We start from the raw sequence: 14,876 nt of genomic DNA, 5'->3' as shown, positions 1-14,876 counted from the left end.
GATCGCTCCGCGAGGTGTTCTAGAGGTTGCCGAGGGGCTCGATGTCGACCTTCACCGGGGTGCCCCAGATGCGCAGCACCTCGTAGTCGGTGAACTCGTGCACGAGCCGGTAGGCCATCGCCGGCCGGGAGCCGCGGCGCAGGGCGGTGATGTACAGCTCGGCCTCGCGCCGGTCGCGCCTCGGGGTTCCGCAGAGGTGCCACTCCTGGCCGTTCCACAGCTCCGGCAGCCAGCGCTGCTGGGGCTGCGGGCGGTCGGCGCGGGTGCCGTAACGGGAGATGGAGGGGGTCGGGGTGTACGGCGCCTGCGGGGCGGGGCCGTTGAACTCGGCGCGCAGGGCCGACCGGCGGCGCGTCTCGCACAGCAGGCACAGGTCGGGCGCGGACTTGTCGACCGGGCCGTGCGGGTGCTCGGCGCAGCGGGTGGTGGGCACGGCGCCGACGACGCCGTCGTCCAGCAGCTCCAGGGCCCGCTTCAGGTCGGCCTTGACCTCGTGCAGCCGGGTGTCGGGCGTGTCGGCGGTCAGGGCGTCGCCGTGCTCCCCGAGCAGCCGGAGCGCACGACCGAGAGCGGTGAGCTGGGCGTGGTTCATGGGTTCAAGGGTAGGGGGGAGCCGGTCGTGCGGCGGGGGGTGCTGTCGCCGCGAATGTGACACCTTCCCCCGGGAGTGTCACATTCGTGGAACTGGGACCCTGTCGCCCGGGGGTTCGCCGGCAGCATCGTCCCTGGGGCCCGGGGGTGAGCGGCGGTGTACGCGGTGTTCCTACGAGCCGCGCCGGGCGGTCAGTGGGCCGGCGAAGGCGTAGGTCGCCGCGAAGCCGACCGTGTAGCCCGTCAGCAGCCCGCCCGCGTAGATCGCCGCCGTCATGCCCAGCCCCCGGCTGCCCGCGAGCAGGGGGAACAGGGCCCAGCCGGACGGGCCGATGGCCGTCGCGCCCACCTTGTCGCCGAGCATCGCGAAGAAGCCGACGAAGGCGCCGCCGGCCGCGCCGCCCGCACAGGCGGTGAGGAAGGGGCGGCCGAGGGGGAGGGAGACGCCGTAGACGAGGGGTTCGCCGACGCCCAGCAGGCCGGCCGGGAGCGCCGATCTGATCGTCGTACGGATCGAGGTGTCGTGGCGCAGGCGGACGTACACCGCCAGCGCCGCGCCGACCTGGCCCGCGCCCGCCATCGCCAGGACGGGCAGGAGGACCGTGTAGCCCTGCTGCTCGATGAGGGTGGTGTGGATGGGGATGAGGGCCTGGTGCAGGCCGAGCGTCACCAGGGGCAGGAACAGGCCGCCGAGGACGAGGCCCGCGAAGGGGCCGGTGGTCGTGAGCAGCCAGTTCGCGGCCGTGCCGATGGCCGAGGAGACCGCGCCGGCCGCGTACATCAGGCCGTACAGCGTGCCGAGGCCGGCGACGAGGACCGTCAGGGTGGGGGTGAGGAGCACGTCCAGGCTCTCCGGGACCCGGCCGCGGCACCACTTCTCGACGTACGTCGCGAGCAGCGCGGCGGCCAGCGCGCCGAGGACCCCGCCCTGGCCGGGGCGAGCGTCACCCCGAACGCCGTCACCTTCGCGACCCCCGGGTAGACGACGATCGCCGCGACCGCGCCGCCCAGGATCGGTGTCCCGCCGAACTCCTTCGCCGTCTGATAGCCGACGAACACGGCGATCAGCGACATGAAGGCGGAGGCGACGGCGGCCAGCGCGGGCGTCAGCCCCGGCAGCCAACCGGCGTTGAGGAGAAGCCCGTTGAGGCCGGCGAGGATTCCGCAGCCGATCAGGGCGGGGATGAGCGGGACGAAGACGGCGGCGACGCGGCGCAGGGCGGTCTTCAGCGGGGTCGCGTTGCGCCGCCGCCGCGCCGCCCTCAACTCGGCGCCGTGCACGCCCAGTTCATCGGCCAGTTCAGCGACTGGTCCATCGGCTGGTCTGTCGGCCAGTCCACCGGTCGGTTCGTCGGTCGGTTTGTCGGGGGTCGAGGGGCGGCGGTGGGCGAGCAGCTTCTCGAACTCGGCCGTCACCGTCGTCACGACGCCCGGTCCGAGGACCACCTGGTACGCGTCGTCGGCCACGACGACCCCCAGCACCCCGGGCAGCGCCCGCAGCGCCGCCTCGTCCGCCCGGGACGGATCGGTGAGGACCAGCCGCAGCCGGGTCATGCAGTGGGCGACGGAGGTGACGTTCGCGGGGCCGCCGACCAGGGGCAGGATCGCGGCGGCTGTGGAGGAGGAGTCGGTACGCACCCCCCGAGCGTGCGGCTCATCCGTCGGCGGAGGCGAGCGCGGCGCGCAGATGTCCCCCGGACTCCTCCAGAAGGCGGGCGGCCGTCGGCCCGTCCACCCCGGCCAGCAGCACCAGGATCGCGTTCTTCACCTCGCCGTCGCCGGCCGCGAGAGCCGCCTCGACGTCCTTGTCGTCCGCGCCGGTCGCCAGCGCCACGATCCGCCGCGAGCGGGCGCGCAGCTTCTCGTTCGAGGCGCGGACGTCGACCATCAGGTTCCCGTACGTCTTGCCCAGCCGGATCATCGTGATCGTCGAGATCATGTTGAGGACCAGTTTCTGTGCCGTGCCCGCCTTCAGCCGGGTGGAGCCGGTGAGCAGCTCGGGACCCACGACCACCTCGATCCCGTGCTCGGCGGCGGCGGCCAGCTCGCTGCCCGCGTTGCAGGCCAGCCCGACGGTCAGGGCACCCCGCGCCCGCGCGTACGCCACGGCGCCGATCGCGTACGGGGTGCGACCGGAGGCGGAGACGCCGACCACGGTGTCGTCCTGGGTGAGGGAGAGGGCGGCGAGATCCGCCTCTGCCAGCTCCCGGGAGTCCTCGGCGCCCTCGACGGACGTGACCATCGCCGCCGGCCCGCCCGCGATCAGCCCGACGACCTGCCCGGGGGCCGTGTCGAAGGTCGGCGGGCACTCGGACGAGTCCAGCACCCCGAGCCGCCCGGCGGTACCGGCACCGGCGTACACCAGCCGCCCCCCGCGCGCCATCCGCGCGGCGACGGCGTCGATGACGGCACCGATCCGAGGAAGCTGCGCGGCGACGGCGGCGGGAACGGCGGAGTCCTCCGCGTTCATGAGCCGGGCGATGTCGAGGGTGGGGAGCAGGTCGATCCCGGCGAGCTCGGGGCGGAACGCTTCGGTGGTCAGCGAATCGAGCTGGGCATTGAGCTGGGCGAGGGGGTTGCGGGAGGTCATCGGCGTTGACTCTTTCCGGCGAGGGTCAGGTGCAGCTACCCATGAAACGTATTTTCCGTTCGGGGAGGGGGCCAGGCGTGCGCACAATAGAGGGATGGACCCCACCGGTGACCCCATCAGCCCCCTGGAACAGGCGTTGCACGCGGCACGCGCCCTGGTCCTCGCCGATCTGGCCTCGGGCGAGGTCGCCGCGGCGGACGTCGTGTCGATGGTCGAGGACTCCGTCGTGCAGCGCCGCTGGTGGGTCGAGCAGTGGCCGGAGGGCGCGGAGTACGTGGCGGGGCTGGTCGCGCAGGACGTGCAGGACGCGATCCTCGAACGTCACGGCCGCTGGCCCCTGTGCCCGGTCTGCGGCTCCGGCGACCCGCACGCCCTCGACGTCGAGCCCGAACTCGGCCCGGACCCGCACTGGGTGTGCCACAAGGCGGGCGTCAAGGTCGCGTCGGTCGGCTCCCTGGGTTCGGTGGGGTCGCCGGGGTCGGCCATGGGAGGCGCGTCGTCCTCGTGAGGCTCTCGTGACCGTCTACATCGACCCGCCGGACTGGCCGGGCCACGGCCGTATGTGGTCCCACCTCGTCAGCGACGTCTCGTACGCCGAACTGCACGCGTTCGCCGACGAGTCGGGCATCCCCCGACGCGCCTTCGAACGCGACCACTACGACATCCCGTCCCATCGTTACGCCGAGGTGGTGGCCGCCGGCGCGGTCGAGGTGAGCAGCCGTGAGGTGATCCGGCTGCTGACGACGTCCGGCCTGCGCAGACGCAAGGGCGGCGGCGAGGCGGCGCAGAGCACGCCCTGAGTTCAGGTGAGCTGGTACGCGTCCTCTGCCCCGCCGTCGTCCTCACCGTCGGCGACCCGGACGAACCCGACCCGCTCCAGTACGGCCCGGGAGGCCGTGTTGGCGTGTTCGACGACCGCGAACAGGCGTCGTACGTCGCCGCGCGCCAGCGCCCAGGCGGCCAGCGCGCGCAGTGCCTCGGTGGCGTAGCCGTGGCCGCGGGCGGCCTCGACCAGGTCGTAGCCGATCTCCGTGCGGCCGTCCTCGTCGGGAGCCGCGTGGAAGCCCATGCTGCCGACGGCCCGGCCGTCCTCGTGCCGTACGAGGACGTAGAGGCCGAACTCGGGCCGGTGCACGCCGTTCACGTACGCCTTCACCAGCATCCCGGCGGCGTCCCGCGTGCCCTCGTAGGGTCCGCCCCCGAGCCACTCGAACCCTCCGCCGCCGCCCGCGCGCAGTCCGGCGGCGGCGGGCGGGGTGACGCCTTCGAGGGTGAGGCGGTCGGCGGGGATGCGCGGGGGTGGCGGGGTGATCACGAGGCCAGCAGCTCCAGTTCGCCGCGCAGGTTGTAGCGGGCCGTCTCCTCCCACCGCTCGCTGCCGTACGGCGTCCTGAACAGCCGGGGCAGGTCGAGGAGTTGGCGCAGGACGGCCGACCGGCCGGCGCGGAAGGCGTCGCTGGGGACGAAGTGGTACTCCTCGCGTACGGCGGCGGTGTAGGCGGCGTACGCGGACGGCGGCGCGGCGAGGATCGCCAGGTCGGCGTCGCACAGGACCTGGCCGTCGGGGTCGCCGTCGGCCGGGTCGTGGGTGACGGTGAGCCGGACGAGCCGCGCGACCTCGGCGGTCCGCTCCCGCGACACCCCCGCCTCGGGCAGCGCGCGCTCGGCGAGCCGGGCGGACCGCTCCTCGTTCTCGGAGCGGTCGGGGAGGTAGACGGCGTCGTGGAACCAGGCGGCCAGCCGGACGACGTCGGGGTCGTCGGCGTGCGCCTCGAGCTCGTCGACGCGGTCGAGGACGGCGGTGAGGTGCGTGAGCGTGTGATAGCGGCGCTGCGGCTCCTGCCAGCGGGCGAGGAGGTTGTCGGCGTACGGCACGGGGTCGGGGCCGCCGACGGGGGACCGGGCTCTCTCCAGGGCGTGACTGAAGCGGGTGCGGAGGGCGTCGAGATCGGCCATGTCTTCATTGTCGCGCGGGAGGGGGGAGCTGGGGTGGGCCGGGGTGATCCGGGGTGGGTCGGGGTGATCCGGGAGGCGCGGACCGAGGCGTATTCTTTTAATTGGACTAGACCTGTGCTGAACAGCCGCCTGGCGGCGAATGTCGATGAATGGGGTCCCATGAGCAAGCGTGCAGTTCTGGAGGTGATCGCCCTCGACGTCGAGGACGCGGTCGCCGCCCAGGCCGGAGGCGCGGACCGCCTCGAACTGGTCACCGACATGGCCGCCGACGGGCTCACCCCGCCGGTCGCGGCCTTCGCCCGGATCCGGGCCGCCGTCGACCTCTCCCTGCGCGTGATGCTGCGACTGTCCGAGGGCTTCGCGGCGGGAGCCGCCGAGGACCCCGACTGCCTCGACCGCCTCGTCCGGGTCACCCGCGAGCTGCGGTCGGCGGGCGCGGAGGGGTTCGTGCTCGGGTTCCTGGACGCGGAGGGCGGGGTGGACCTGGCGGCGGTGGAACGGATCGTCGCCGAGCTGGACGGCTGCCGCTGGACCTTCCACCGCGCCCTCGACCACGCCGCCGACCGCGACACCCTGCGCAAGCAACTGGACGGCCTGCCCGGACTGGACACCTACCTCACGGCCGGTTCGGCGGCAGGCGTCGACACCGGCCTCCCCACCCTCCTGACGGAAGCGGCCCGCCACGGCGAACAGGGCTACGAACAGCAACTCCTCGTCGGCGGAGGCCTCCGCCTCGCCCACGTCCCGCCCCTCCGAGCAGCCGGCATCGACGCCTTCCACATCGGCGGCGCGGCCCGCCCGGAGGGCTGGACCGGCCCGGTGTCGGTGGAAGCGGTACGGGAGTGGCGGCGGGCGGTGGACGGGGGGTAGGTGCCCGTGGCGGCTCTCACGCCCGGCGGTGAGTGGTGATCCCCAGGGCTGATGGTGTTGGCGAATTCCGCCTGGGCGATCCGGGCCACGGTGGGTCGGTGCCGGGGGCCCGGGTGGTATCGGCCGCAAACTGTGACACATGCCCCCTTGAGTGTCACATTTGTGGAACTGGTATCCGGCCGTCCGTGGATTCGCCGACAGCGTCAGGGCTTCGATGCCGTCGAGGGCGGACTGGGGAGCAGCACGCAGCGTCTGATTTCTGATTCCCCTTTCCGGGTATTCGTGTCTCCTGCCCGGCCCAGGGGACAGGCCATCGAGCCGGCTCAGGAGGTGGAAAGGAGTTTGCCTGTTGCGGCGTCGACAGCGATGTCCTGCTTGCCGCTTCCGACTATCCAGACGGGCCGCCAGGCACCAGCGATTTACTGGGCGAGGAGGACGGCGTGTTCGGTCGACAGCCCGGTCTTGTTCTGCGCCAGATCCCTGGCCTTCGTCTCATCGACAGTGACCTGCGGCAGTGCGGGATCCTCGACTGTCACGGCTGAGAACCCGATGACCCGAGCGGTTGTGGTGATGGTGAGGTCGAGGCGCATCGGCATCATCACGCCATCCGCGTAGCGCCGGTAGATCACGGTGTAGGCCCGGGTGGGGCCGTCCCCGATGGAGCGGATCTTCTGCTCGCTTCCGGCGACGTTCTTCGGAAACCACTGACGTGCGAACTTGTCGGCGTCCTTGGCGACTTGGGCCTCGCTGAGGGACCCTCCGTCGCCACGCGTGTTCGACGACCACGCGCTGACGAGATCCTTGTCGGGCCACCAGCCCGAGATGCTGCCGCGGTTCGTCTCCGCGGTGATCTTCAAGCGCTCTCCGCTCTTCTGGGTAGCGGATTCCGTGACCTCGGTGTCGCTGCCGTAGATGCCCTTGGCCGCGTCAGTGATCCACTCGTTGGCCTGGACGGAGGACTCGGCGAGGCTGTGTGTCCGGTCGTCCTGGGCGACGACATCCACCCCGGTGATGCGGCTGTCGAAGACTCCCGCCACCGCCACGGCACCGGCCACGGCAAGAGTGGTGCCCCACAGGAGGTCGCGCACCGGTCTGCGCGGCAGCCTGCGCTGTCGGTAGAGCCACAAAGCCCCGGCCAGGGCACCGGCCACGGCCCCAACCGCGTTCGCCGCGAGATCGCTCACGCTGCACGACCGGCCGAAGCTCGCCGCCGACTGCATCAGCTCGACTGCCGCGCTCAGGAAGGCGCCCGCAGCCGCCACGGTGACCGGCCGCCGGAACAGCAGGACGGCCAGGAACCCGGCCGGTGCGAAGAGGGCGATGTTCAGCAGGGAACCGACCGAGGTGAACAGGTGCGTGGGTGCTCCTGTGTCGCACTGCCAGGCCTCAAGGCCGGCGTCACCGGGGAGCAGCGTCACCGCGAGGAGGCCGGCCACGTAGACGGCCAGGGCCGTTCGCAGCGGCCAGGGCTTGTCGCGGGCCCTGGCCACCAGTGCGGTGGGTGCCGTGAGCACGACGGCGAGAACCAGGAAGGAGACGATCAGGCCGGGTACGGCCGCGATGGACGCTTCGATCACGAGGTGGCCTTCAGAGCACGATGCCCGGAGTGCTGGTCACGCCGCCCCAACTGTGCGTCAGCGTCCGGAAGAAGCAGTTGTTGCTCGCCACTCCGGTGGCTCTCTGCCGGGTGCCTGTCCGAGGGGTGGTCCGCGCAGGAATGTGACACTTCGGTGGGGGAGTGTCACATTCCTGGAACTCACCTACCGGGGACCCGGGGTGTCCGTGCGCCGCTCGACTTCGAAGACCCCGTTTTGCGAGGGCCGGTTACTCCGGTGCTGCGCGGCTCAGGCGGTGAACCCCTCGGCCTTGACAGCGCCGACGAACGACGACCAGGCGGCCGTCTCGAAGACGAGCGCGGGACCGTGGGGTGCCTTGGAGTCGCGGACGGGGACGCCGGTGAGGTATCCGTCCGAGATCTCGATGCAACCGCCTTCGCCGTTGTCGCTGTAGCTGGACTTGCGCCAGGCGGGGAGAGTCGATGCGTCAGGAATCGTCTTCAACTTCGTACTCTTTCAAGTATGTGCGGATCAGATCGAGTGATTCGTCGTCCGTGAGGGCCAGTGAGCGCGCCATGTCGAATCTCAGTGTCTGCTCAAGGACCCTTGCCGGGGACTCTACTAGCTCACCGGAGCCGTAGCTCTCGATGAACGCGACCGTCTCGCCGTCGGGCAGTGTCCGCAAGGTCAGGCTTCCGCCCATCAGCGGGTAACCGCCCTGGTCGAACGGCAGGATCTGCACGGTCACACGTGGCCGGGCCGCCAGGTCCAGCAGTCGGCACATCTGGTCCTTCATGCACTGGGCGTTGCCGACCTTTCGCCTCAGCGCCGACTCGTCCATGATCGCCCAGTAGAAGGGCGGCTCCTCCCGGTCCAGGATGAGTTGCCGTTCCATGCGGATGGCCACCCGCTCGTTGACGCGTTCGTCGGTCTCACCCGGCAGCGACCTGCGGATGAGCGACTGCGCGTACTGAGGGGTCTGGACGAGTCCGGGGACCAGGCTGCTCGTGAACACCTGGATGCGTACGGCCTCTTTCTCCTTGGCGAAGGGCTTGCGGAAGTAGCCGGGGATCAGCGGGTCCTGGGCGAGTTCCAGGAGTTCGGCCAGGACGCCGTCCGTCTCGAAGAACTCGTCCAGGGTGTTGACCAGGGACTCCGACGGCAGTTGTTCACCCAGTTCTACCCGCCCCAAGTAGCTGTGCGAGTAGCCGCCCACCAGTTCGGAGAGCTGACGCAGTGACAGCCCCTTGCGCTCGCGGAGGCGACGCAGTCGCCTGCCGAGCCTCTCCCGGGGCGTGAGCTTGCCGTCCTCGCTGGTCAACTCCACTTCACCGCACCTCTCTCCTCGTCGAACCGCTGTCACCAAAGGCGTCCGGTGACAGCCCACCGGTGTGTCCGGCCTGCCGAATCGGCCATGTTGGTAGTGACTTGAACGCAGTGCGTGACTACCCGTTTCTCACGGGTTGTGCGCATAAACGTACATGGAGTGATGATGGTGCGGCAGGCAGACGACCAACCCCCGGCGCAGGGTGCGTTGGTCTACGACCCGGTGACCCGCAGGGTCGGGGAGTACCGGGACAAGGCGGGGCCGTACGCGATGCTGCGCCCGGTGGGCGGCGGGCGCGAGTGGCAGGCCGACCCGGTGCGGATCCGGCCGGCCACCACGACGGAGCGGCTCAGCGCCGAGGTGAAGGCGGTCAACGACCGCACCGGCCGGGACGACGCGGTGCGTGGGCCGGGGTCGGGCTGCGACATGACCCGGCCGCCCGTTCCCGCCCCGGGGTGCGACGCGTGCGCCGAACTCGACGCGCAACGCGCGCTCGCACGCGTCGAGTTCGACTACAGCGCCGTGTCGGACGCCAACGTCCTGATGCGCCGCCACCAGCGCAAGGACCACGACGGATGACCCGCCGCACCGTCGCGGACCACGCGGTCCTGGAACCCCCGGACGATCTGTCGGCCCCGACGCGGGCGGACCTGGGCTTTCGTCTGCGCGTGGTCGCGTATGTGCCCGGCGGATTCCGCACCGTGCTCGGGGAGTACGAGGCGAACTCCCCGCGCATGATCATGAGTTGTCTGCGTGAGCGCGTGGGGCGCGTGGCCGGTCGGTTCGACGGCTGGCCCACCCGGCAGGTGCGCGCCTGGCTTCGCGACGCCGACGAGCTGGAACGGGCACTGGAGGGGCTCGCCGAAGGCAGGCCGTATGTGTTCCAGGTGATGACCGGCACCGGCCTGCGCTACGTCTTCACCGCCGAACCCATCGACAGCGCCACCGTTCCTCTGGAGGGGTGCTGTGGTGAGCGTCAGCCGAGTTGCTCCGGCAGGGCCGTCGAGTGGGTCACGATCAGGCCCGAGACCGCTCGGGTCAGGGAGACGTACAGGCGGCGTAGGCCTGTTCGTTCGTCTGGTTCGGCGTTGACGACGGCTTGGGGTTCGTCCAGGACCACGTAGTCGTACTCCAGGCCCTTGGCCAGGGAGGCCGGGACCAGGGTGAGGCGGGTCTCGGCCGTGGTTTCCTCGCCGGGGGAGAGGAAGCGTAGGCCCGCCGTCGTGAGGGCTTCGGCCAGGGCCGGGATGCGGGTGTCCGCCGCGATCAGGCCCGTCGAGCCCTCGTTGCGGAGCAACTCCTCGCAGGCCGCCACGACTTCGGTGTCGTCGGCGATCGGGCGGAGGTCGAAGAAGCCGGGGTTCTCACGGACCGACGCGACCGGGGTGAGGCCGGGCGCGATGTGCGGGAGCAGACGGGAGGCGTAGGTGATGACGTCCGTCGGGACGCGGAAACCGGCGGTCAGTTCCTCGATCACCGCGTCCGCCTTGCCGAGGTGGGTGAGGGCTTCTTGCCAACTCCGGGTCGCCCAAGGGGTCGTGCCCTGCGCGAGGTCGCCCAGTACGGTCGCCGAACCCGTCGTGCAGCGCCGGCCGACCGCCCGGTACTGCATGGGGGACAGGTCCTGCGCCTCGTCCAGGACGACATGGCCGAGGGAGTGCGTGCGCTCGACGAGGTCCGTCGCCTCGTCGATCAACACCGCGTCCGCCGAAGACCACTTGGCCGTCTTCACCGAGCGCACCGGCTTCGGCCACAGGATCGTTTTCTGTTCGTCGTCGGTCAGCACGCCCTCCGCGTGCGTGGCGAGGAACTCCGCGTCGGACAGCAGCCGCAGGACGAGTTTCGCCGGGTCGACGGCCGGCCAGACCGCCTTCACCGCCGCCTTCACCGCGCTGCCCCGGGCGACGGCGTCCTGCACCCGGTCGTCCGGGGCCTCGCCCGAGCGCTCCATCTGCACCAGCACCACGTGCGCGATGCGCTGCGGCAGGGCCTCGCGGGCCGCGCCGTACCGGATGTCCCGGTCGAGCAACTCCCGGATCATCTGCTCCAGTTCGTACGCCGGGACCCGCCAGCGCCGCGAGCCGCGCACCACGACGACCGGCTCGGCCGGCATGCTGACGTGCGCGTAGACCGCCCGCCGCAGCACCTCCGCCATCCTCGCGTCGCCCTTGACGACCGCCGCCGTCGCGTCGTCCTCGCCCCGCACCTCCACATGGGCCACCAGGTCGTCGACCGTGCCCTGGCGGACCGCCAACTCGCCCAGAGCGGGCAGCACTTGCTCGATGTAGTGGAGAAAGGACCTGTTCGGCCCGATGACCAGCGTGCCCGTGCGGGCGAGCCGCTCGCGGTGGGCGTAGAGGAGGTAGGCGACCCGGTGCAGGCCGACCGCCGTCTTTCCGGTGCCCGGACCGCCCTGGACGCAGACCGTCCCGCCCAGCCCGCTGCGGACGATCTCGTCCTGCTCGGGCTGGATGGTCGCGACGATGTCCCGCATCGGGCCGACACGTGGGCGCTCGATCTCCTGCTGGAGCAGCTTGCTGGTCCGCACGGTCTCCGACGGGTCCGAGAGGTGCTCGTCCTCGTAGGCGGTGAGGTCGCCACCCGTGTAACCGAAGCGGCGGCGCAGCCCGACGTCCATCGGGTCCTTCTTCGACGCCCGGTAGAACGGCTGCGAGACCGGCGCACGCCAGTCGATGACCATCGGGTCCCCGTCGCCGTCGTGCACATGCCGCCGCCCGATGTAGAAGCGCTCGCCCTCGGCCCCTTCCGCCAGGTCGGTGCCGGGGGCGTGCAGGTAGTCGAGGCGGCCGAAGAACAGCGGGGTGTCGCTGAGGTCGGCGAGCGCCTTGATGCGCTCCCCGATCTGACGTCCCAGGATCTGGGCGTTGACCCAGTTCGCGGCGACGTCGGAGATGTCGAGGGCCTCGACGTCCTCGCGCATGGCGCGCAGGGCGCCACGGGAGGAGGCCAGGTGGCCGCGCTCGCGGGCGAGGGGGTCGCCGTCGGGGGCGGGCAGGGACGGCGCGGACAAGGTGGACAAGGGGGTGCCTCCGGGCGGCCGGCTGAGGGTGGCGCCGCAGGGTGGGCTGCGGCTGCGGGATGCCGTCCGGTTTCCGGCCGGACGGCGGCTCTCCGGTTGAGGGAGGCGGGCAAGAGCGGAGATTCTAGGGGAGGGGGAGCGGCGGAGGCGAACGGTTTTCCCTCCCCTGAACGGTTTTCCCTCCCCTGGGGGAGGCGTCTCCACCCAGGGGTACTCAAGTAGTACACAAGGTCGAGACTCAGGACCGATGCCCCCTTTATGCCCCGGATCGCATCATGGAGGCATGAGTGCAGCGACCCTCACCCCAGCCCCCGGTCGCCCGTCCGGTGCGACCCCCGTGTCCGACCTGTCCGACCTGCATCACCACCGCGTCGGCGACGGCCTGCGCGCGATAAAGGTCTTCGTGCGCGCCGCCTTCGACGTGATCATCCTCGGTGAGTACGGAGAGGAAGCGGGCGTCCGCCGTAAGTGACGTCCGCTCGGTCTCCGCTCAGCTCTCCGCCAGCAGCTCGTCCGCGTCCATGATCCGGTAGGCGTAGCCCTGTTCCGCCAGGAAGCGCTGGCGGTGTGCGGCGAAGTCCTGGTCGAGGGTGTCCCGGGCGACGACGGAGTAGAAGTGGGCCTGGTGGCCGTCCGCCTTCGGGCGGAGCACCCGGCCCAGGCGCTGGGCCTCCTCCTGGCGGGAGCCGAAGGTGCCCGAGACCTGGACGGCGACCGTCGCCTCCGGCAGGTCGATCGAGAAGTTCGCGACCTTCGACACCACCAGCACGCTGATCTCGCCCTCGCGGAAGGCCCCGAAGAGCTTCTCGCGCTGCGCGTTGGAGGTCTCGCCCTTGATGACGGGGGCGTTCAAGTGCTCGCCCAGCTCGTCGAGTTGGTCGATGTACTGGCCGATGACCAGGATCTGCTGGCCCGCGAAGCGGCGGACGATCGCCTCCGTCACCTTCCGCTTCGTCGCGGTCGTCGCGCAGAAGCGGTACTTCTCCTCCGCCTCGGCGGTCGCGTACGCCAGCCGCTCGGAGTCGGTCAGGTTCACGCGGACCTCGACGCAGTCGGCGGGCGCGATGTAGCCCTGCGCCTCGATCTCCTTCCACGGCGCGTCGAACCGCTTCGGCCCGATGAGCGAGAACACGTCCGACTCACGGCCGTCCTCGCGCACGAGCGTCGCGGTCAGGCCGAGGCGGCGGCGGGCCTGGAGATCGGCGGTGAACTTGAAGACGGGGGCGGGGAGCAGATGCACCTCGTCGTAGACGATGAGACCCCAGTCCCGGGAGTCGAACAGCTCCAGGTGCGGGTAGACGCCCTTACGGCGGGTCGTCAGCACCTGGTAGGTGGCGATGGTGACGGGCCGGATCTCCTTCCGCGTCCCGCTGTACTCGCCGATCTCCTCCTCGGTCAGGGACGTCCGCTTCACCAGCTCGTGCTTCCACTGCCGCGCCGAGACCGTGTTCGTGACGAGGATCAGCGTGGTGGACTTCGCCTCGGCCATCGCCCCGGCCCCGACGAGCGTCTTGCCCGCGCCGCACGGCAGGACGACGACCCCGCTGCCGCCGTGCCAGAAGTTCTCCACGGCCTGCTTCTGGTAGGGCCGCAGCGCCCACCCGTCCTCGGCCAGGTCGATCGGGTGCGCCTCGCCGTCGACGTACCCCGCGAGGTCCTCGGCCGGCCAGCCCAGCTTCAGCAGCGTCTGCTTGATCTGCCCGCGCTCGGAGGGGTGCACGATGACGGTGTCCGGGTCGATCCGGGCGCCGACGAGCGGGGCGACCCGCTTGGAGCGCAGGATCTCCTCCAGCACCGGCCGGTCGGTGGTCGTCAGCACCAGGCCGTGCGCCGGGTGCTTGCTGAGCGTCAGCCGGCCGTAGCGGTCCATCGTCTCGGCGATGTCGACGAGCAGCGCGTGCGGCACCGGGTAGCGGCTGTACTGCACGAGCGCGTCCACGACCTGCTCGGCGTCGTGCCCGGCCGCCCGCGCGTTCCACAGGCCCAGCGGGGTCACCCGGTAGGTGTGGATGTGCTCCGGCGCCCGCTCCAGCTCCGCGAACGGCGCGATGGCCCGACGGCAGTCGCCGGACTGCTCGTGGTCGACCTCCAGCAGCAGAGTCTTGTCCGACTGGACGATCAGCGGTCCGTTCACGTACGCCATCCCTTCCGCGCGGGCCAAACCTCCAGTGTGCCGTACGACGTGCCGAAACGGGGGGTCGCTGCCCGACCGTGACCACGGCCGTCACCGCGGCCTCCACCTTGCGCAACCCTGTGCGCCGGTCGGGTGTCTGACCAGCAGAGCAGCGCGGTGGGCGCGACGCGGTGAGGAGTTCACGGTATGTCGGTCCAGCCGGCCGAGTCGGTGCTGTCGTTTCGCAGGGCGGCGGTCGGGGTGGGGGCGGCGGCGGTGCTGGCGGCGACCGGCACCTGGGTGCTGTGGCCGCCGCACGTCGACGCGCGGCTGTGGGGCGAGGTACGGCCGGTGATCGAGGCCCGGATCGCGGCGGACTCGCGGGACAGCGGCAGTGGTAGCGGTAGCGGTGGAGGCGGTGGCGGTGGCGGTGGCGAGAGCGTGACCGCGCTCGACGCCCGCTGGTTCTGCCGGGCGGAGCCGCTCGAACTGGCGGAGCACGCGGGCGAGGTGCGGGCGGGCGTCAACACGCTGTGCATCGAGTTCGGGGTGCGCGGCGGCGGCCTGGTGGAGTGCAGCGGCAGACAGTTCCCGCAGGTCGTGCGGCTCCAGCGGGACGACGCGGCCGACGGCGGCTACCGGGTCGTCTCCCGGGAGGAGGCGCCCGACGGCGCCGGGTACGCGCCGTGGACGCACGCGCACTTCGGCGTCTACGTCAGGGCCTCGCTCCAGGAGCCGATGTCGTCCGCCGCCCTGGAGACCGAGGCCCGCACCCACTTCCGCCTGCCCGCGGACGCCTCCGTCGGGGAGTGCTGAAGGGGCCGACCGGGGAG

14 protein-coding genes and 2 pseudogenes are annotated in these 14,876 nt (G+C 71.4%); 6 read left to right on the top strand and 10 right to left on the bottom strand.

The window, feature by feature from the left end; all coding sequences use genetic code 11:
• Window positions 1-19: 19 nt before the first annotated feature.
• The 3 genes and pseudogenes from OG352_RS19325 to murQ all read right to left on the bottom strand — a co-directional run bounded on the left by OG352_RS19325 (window position 20) and on the right by murQ (window position 3,181).
• Window positions 20-592, bottom strand: coding sequence for a hypothetical protein (locus tag OG352_RS19325; protein ID WP_329218483.1), 573 nt, complete (start codon window positions 590-592; stop codon window positions 20-22).
• Between the two features lie 171 nt (window positions 593-763).
• A pseudogene (locus OG352_RS19320) lies at window positions 764-2,229 on the bottom strand (PTS transporter subunit EIIC).
• Window positions 2,230-2,245: 16 nt separating this feature from the next.
• Window positions 2,246-3,181, bottom strand: coding sequence for an N-acetylmuramic acid 6-phosphate etherase (murQ, locus tag OG352_RS19315; RefSeq protein ID WP_329218482.1), 936 nt, complete (start codon window positions 3,179-3,181; stop codon window positions 2,246-2,248).
• 94 nt (window positions 3,182-3,275) lie between these two features.
• Between murQ and OG352_RS19310 the strand changes: the two genes are divergently transcribed.
• Both OG352_RS19310 and OG352_RS19305 read left to right on the top strand, forming a co-directional pair.
• Window positions 3,276-3,689 (top strand): hypothetical protein, encoded by a 414-nt coding sequence (locus tag OG352_RS19310; RefSeq protein ID WP_329218481.1) that lies wholly within the window; start codon window positions 3,276-3,278, stop codon window positions 3,687-3,689.
• 7 nt (window positions 3,690-3,696) lie between these two features.
• Window positions 3,697-3,981: a DUF4031 domain-containing protein gene (locus tag OG352_RS19305; protein WP_329218479.1), complete on the top strand. Its 285-nt coding sequence runs from the start codon at window positions 3,697-3,699 to the stop codon at window positions 3,979-3,981.
• A gap of 2 nt (window positions 3,982-3,983) precedes the next feature.
• On the opposite strand, the pseudogene OG352_RS19300 reads toward OG352_RS19305, so the two are convergent.
• Both OG352_RS19300 and OG352_RS19295 read right to left on the bottom strand, forming a co-directional pair.
• A pseudogene (locus OG352_RS19300) lies at window positions 3,984-4,472 on the bottom strand (GNAT family N-acetyltransferase); the annotation flags it as partial.
• A gap of 20 nt (window positions 4,473-4,492) precedes the next feature.
• Window positions 4,493-5,137: an HD domain-containing protein gene (locus OG352_RS19295; RefSeq protein WP_329218478.1), complete on the bottom strand. Its 645-nt coding sequence runs from the start codon at window positions 5,135-5,137 to the stop codon at window positions 4,493-4,495.
• Window positions 5,138-5,296: 159 nt separating this feature from the next.
• Between OG352_RS19295 and OG352_RS19290 the strand changes: the two genes are divergently transcribed.
• Window positions 5,297-6,007 carry a copper homeostasis protein CutC gene (locus tag OG352_RS19290; protein WP_329218477.1) on the top strand — a complete coding sequence of 237 codons (711 nt, stop codon included), beginning with the start codon at window positions 5,297-5,299 and terminating at the stop codon, window positions 6,005-6,007.
• Window positions 6,008-6,426: 419 nt separating this feature from the next.
• Here OG352_RS19290 and OG352_RS19285 read toward each other — a convergent pair whose 3' ends face one another.
• The 3 genes from OG352_RS19285 to OG352_RS19275 all read right to left on the bottom strand — a co-directional run bounded on the left by OG352_RS19285 (window position 6,427) and on the right by OG352_RS19275 (window position 8,890).
• Window positions 6,427-7,584 carry a VanZ family protein gene (locus OG352_RS19285; protein ID WP_329218475.1) on the bottom strand — a complete coding sequence of 386 codons (1,158 nt, stop codon included), beginning with the start codon at window positions 7,582-7,584 and terminating at the stop codon, window positions 6,427-6,429.
• A gap of 267 nt (window positions 7,585-7,851) precedes the next feature.
• Complete coding sequence (locus OG352_RS19280) at window positions 7,852-8,067, bottom strand: DUF397 domain-containing protein (RefSeq protein WP_329218473.1); 216 nt, start codon at window positions 8,065-8,067, stop codon at window positions 7,852-7,854.
• Window positions 8,051-8,890 (bottom strand): DUF5753 domain-containing protein, encoded by an 840-nt coding sequence (locus tag OG352_RS19275; RefSeq protein ID WP_329218471.1) that lies wholly within the window; start codon window positions 8,888-8,890, stop codon window positions 8,051-8,053. The genes OG352_RS19280 and OG352_RS19275 overlap by 17 nt, the downstream gene beginning before the upstream one ends.
• A 165-nt stretch (window positions 8,891-9,055) precedes the next feature.
• Here OG352_RS19275 and OG352_RS19270 point away from each other — a divergent pair, with 165 nt between their 5' ends.
• Window positions 9,056-9,469, top strand: a complete 414-nt coding sequence (locus OG352_RS19270) for a hypothetical protein (protein WP_329218469.1) — start codon at window positions 9,056-9,058, stop codon at window positions 9,467-9,469.
• Window positions 9,470-9,866: 397 nt separating this feature from the next.
• On the opposite strand, the gene OG352_RS19265 is transcribed toward OG352_RS19270, so the two are convergent.
• Window positions 9,867-11,930 (bottom strand): HelD family protein, encoded by a 2,064-nt coding sequence (locus tag OG352_RS19265; RefSeq protein WP_329218468.1) that lies wholly within the window; start codon window positions 11,928-11,930, stop codon window positions 9,867-9,869.
• A 283-nt stretch (window positions 11,931-12,213) separates the two neighbouring features.
• Between OG352_RS19265 and OG352_RS19260 the strand changes: the two genes are divergently transcribed.
• On the top strand, window positions 12,214-12,402 hold the full coding sequence (locus tag OG352_RS19260; protein ID WP_329218466.1) for a hypothetical protein: 189 nt from the start codon (window positions 12,214-12,216) through the stop codon (window positions 12,400-12,402).
• A gap of 18 nt (window positions 12,403-12,420) precedes the next feature.
• On the opposite strand, the gene OG352_RS19255 is transcribed toward OG352_RS19260, so the two are convergent.
• The gene (locus OG352_RS19255; RefSeq protein ID WP_329218465.1) at window positions 12,421-14,064 is read right to left on the bottom strand and encodes a DNA repair helicase XPB; all 1,644 of its coding nucleotides are present in this window, start codon (window positions 14,062-14,064) and stop codon (window positions 12,421-12,423) included.
• A 186-nt stretch (window positions 14,065-14,250) separates the two neighbouring features.
• Between OG352_RS19255 and OG352_RS19250 the strand changes: the two genes are divergently transcribed.
• A complete protein-coding gene (locus OG352_RS19250; RefSeq protein WP_329218464.1) occupies window positions 14,251-14,859 on the top strand; it encodes a hypothetical protein in 609 nt (202 codons plus the stop codon).
• Window positions 14,860-14,876: the final 17 nt, after the last annotated feature.

It is taken from the genome of Streptomyces sp. NBC_01485 (genome assembly GCF_036227125.1).
In the GTDB taxonomy this organism is placed as follows: Bacteria; Actinomycetota; Actinomycetes; order Streptomycetales; family Streptomycetaceae; genus Streptomyces.
The sequence above is the reverse complement of the archived record's forward strand: the minus strand, read 5'-3'. Positions and strand labels throughout refer to the sequence as shown.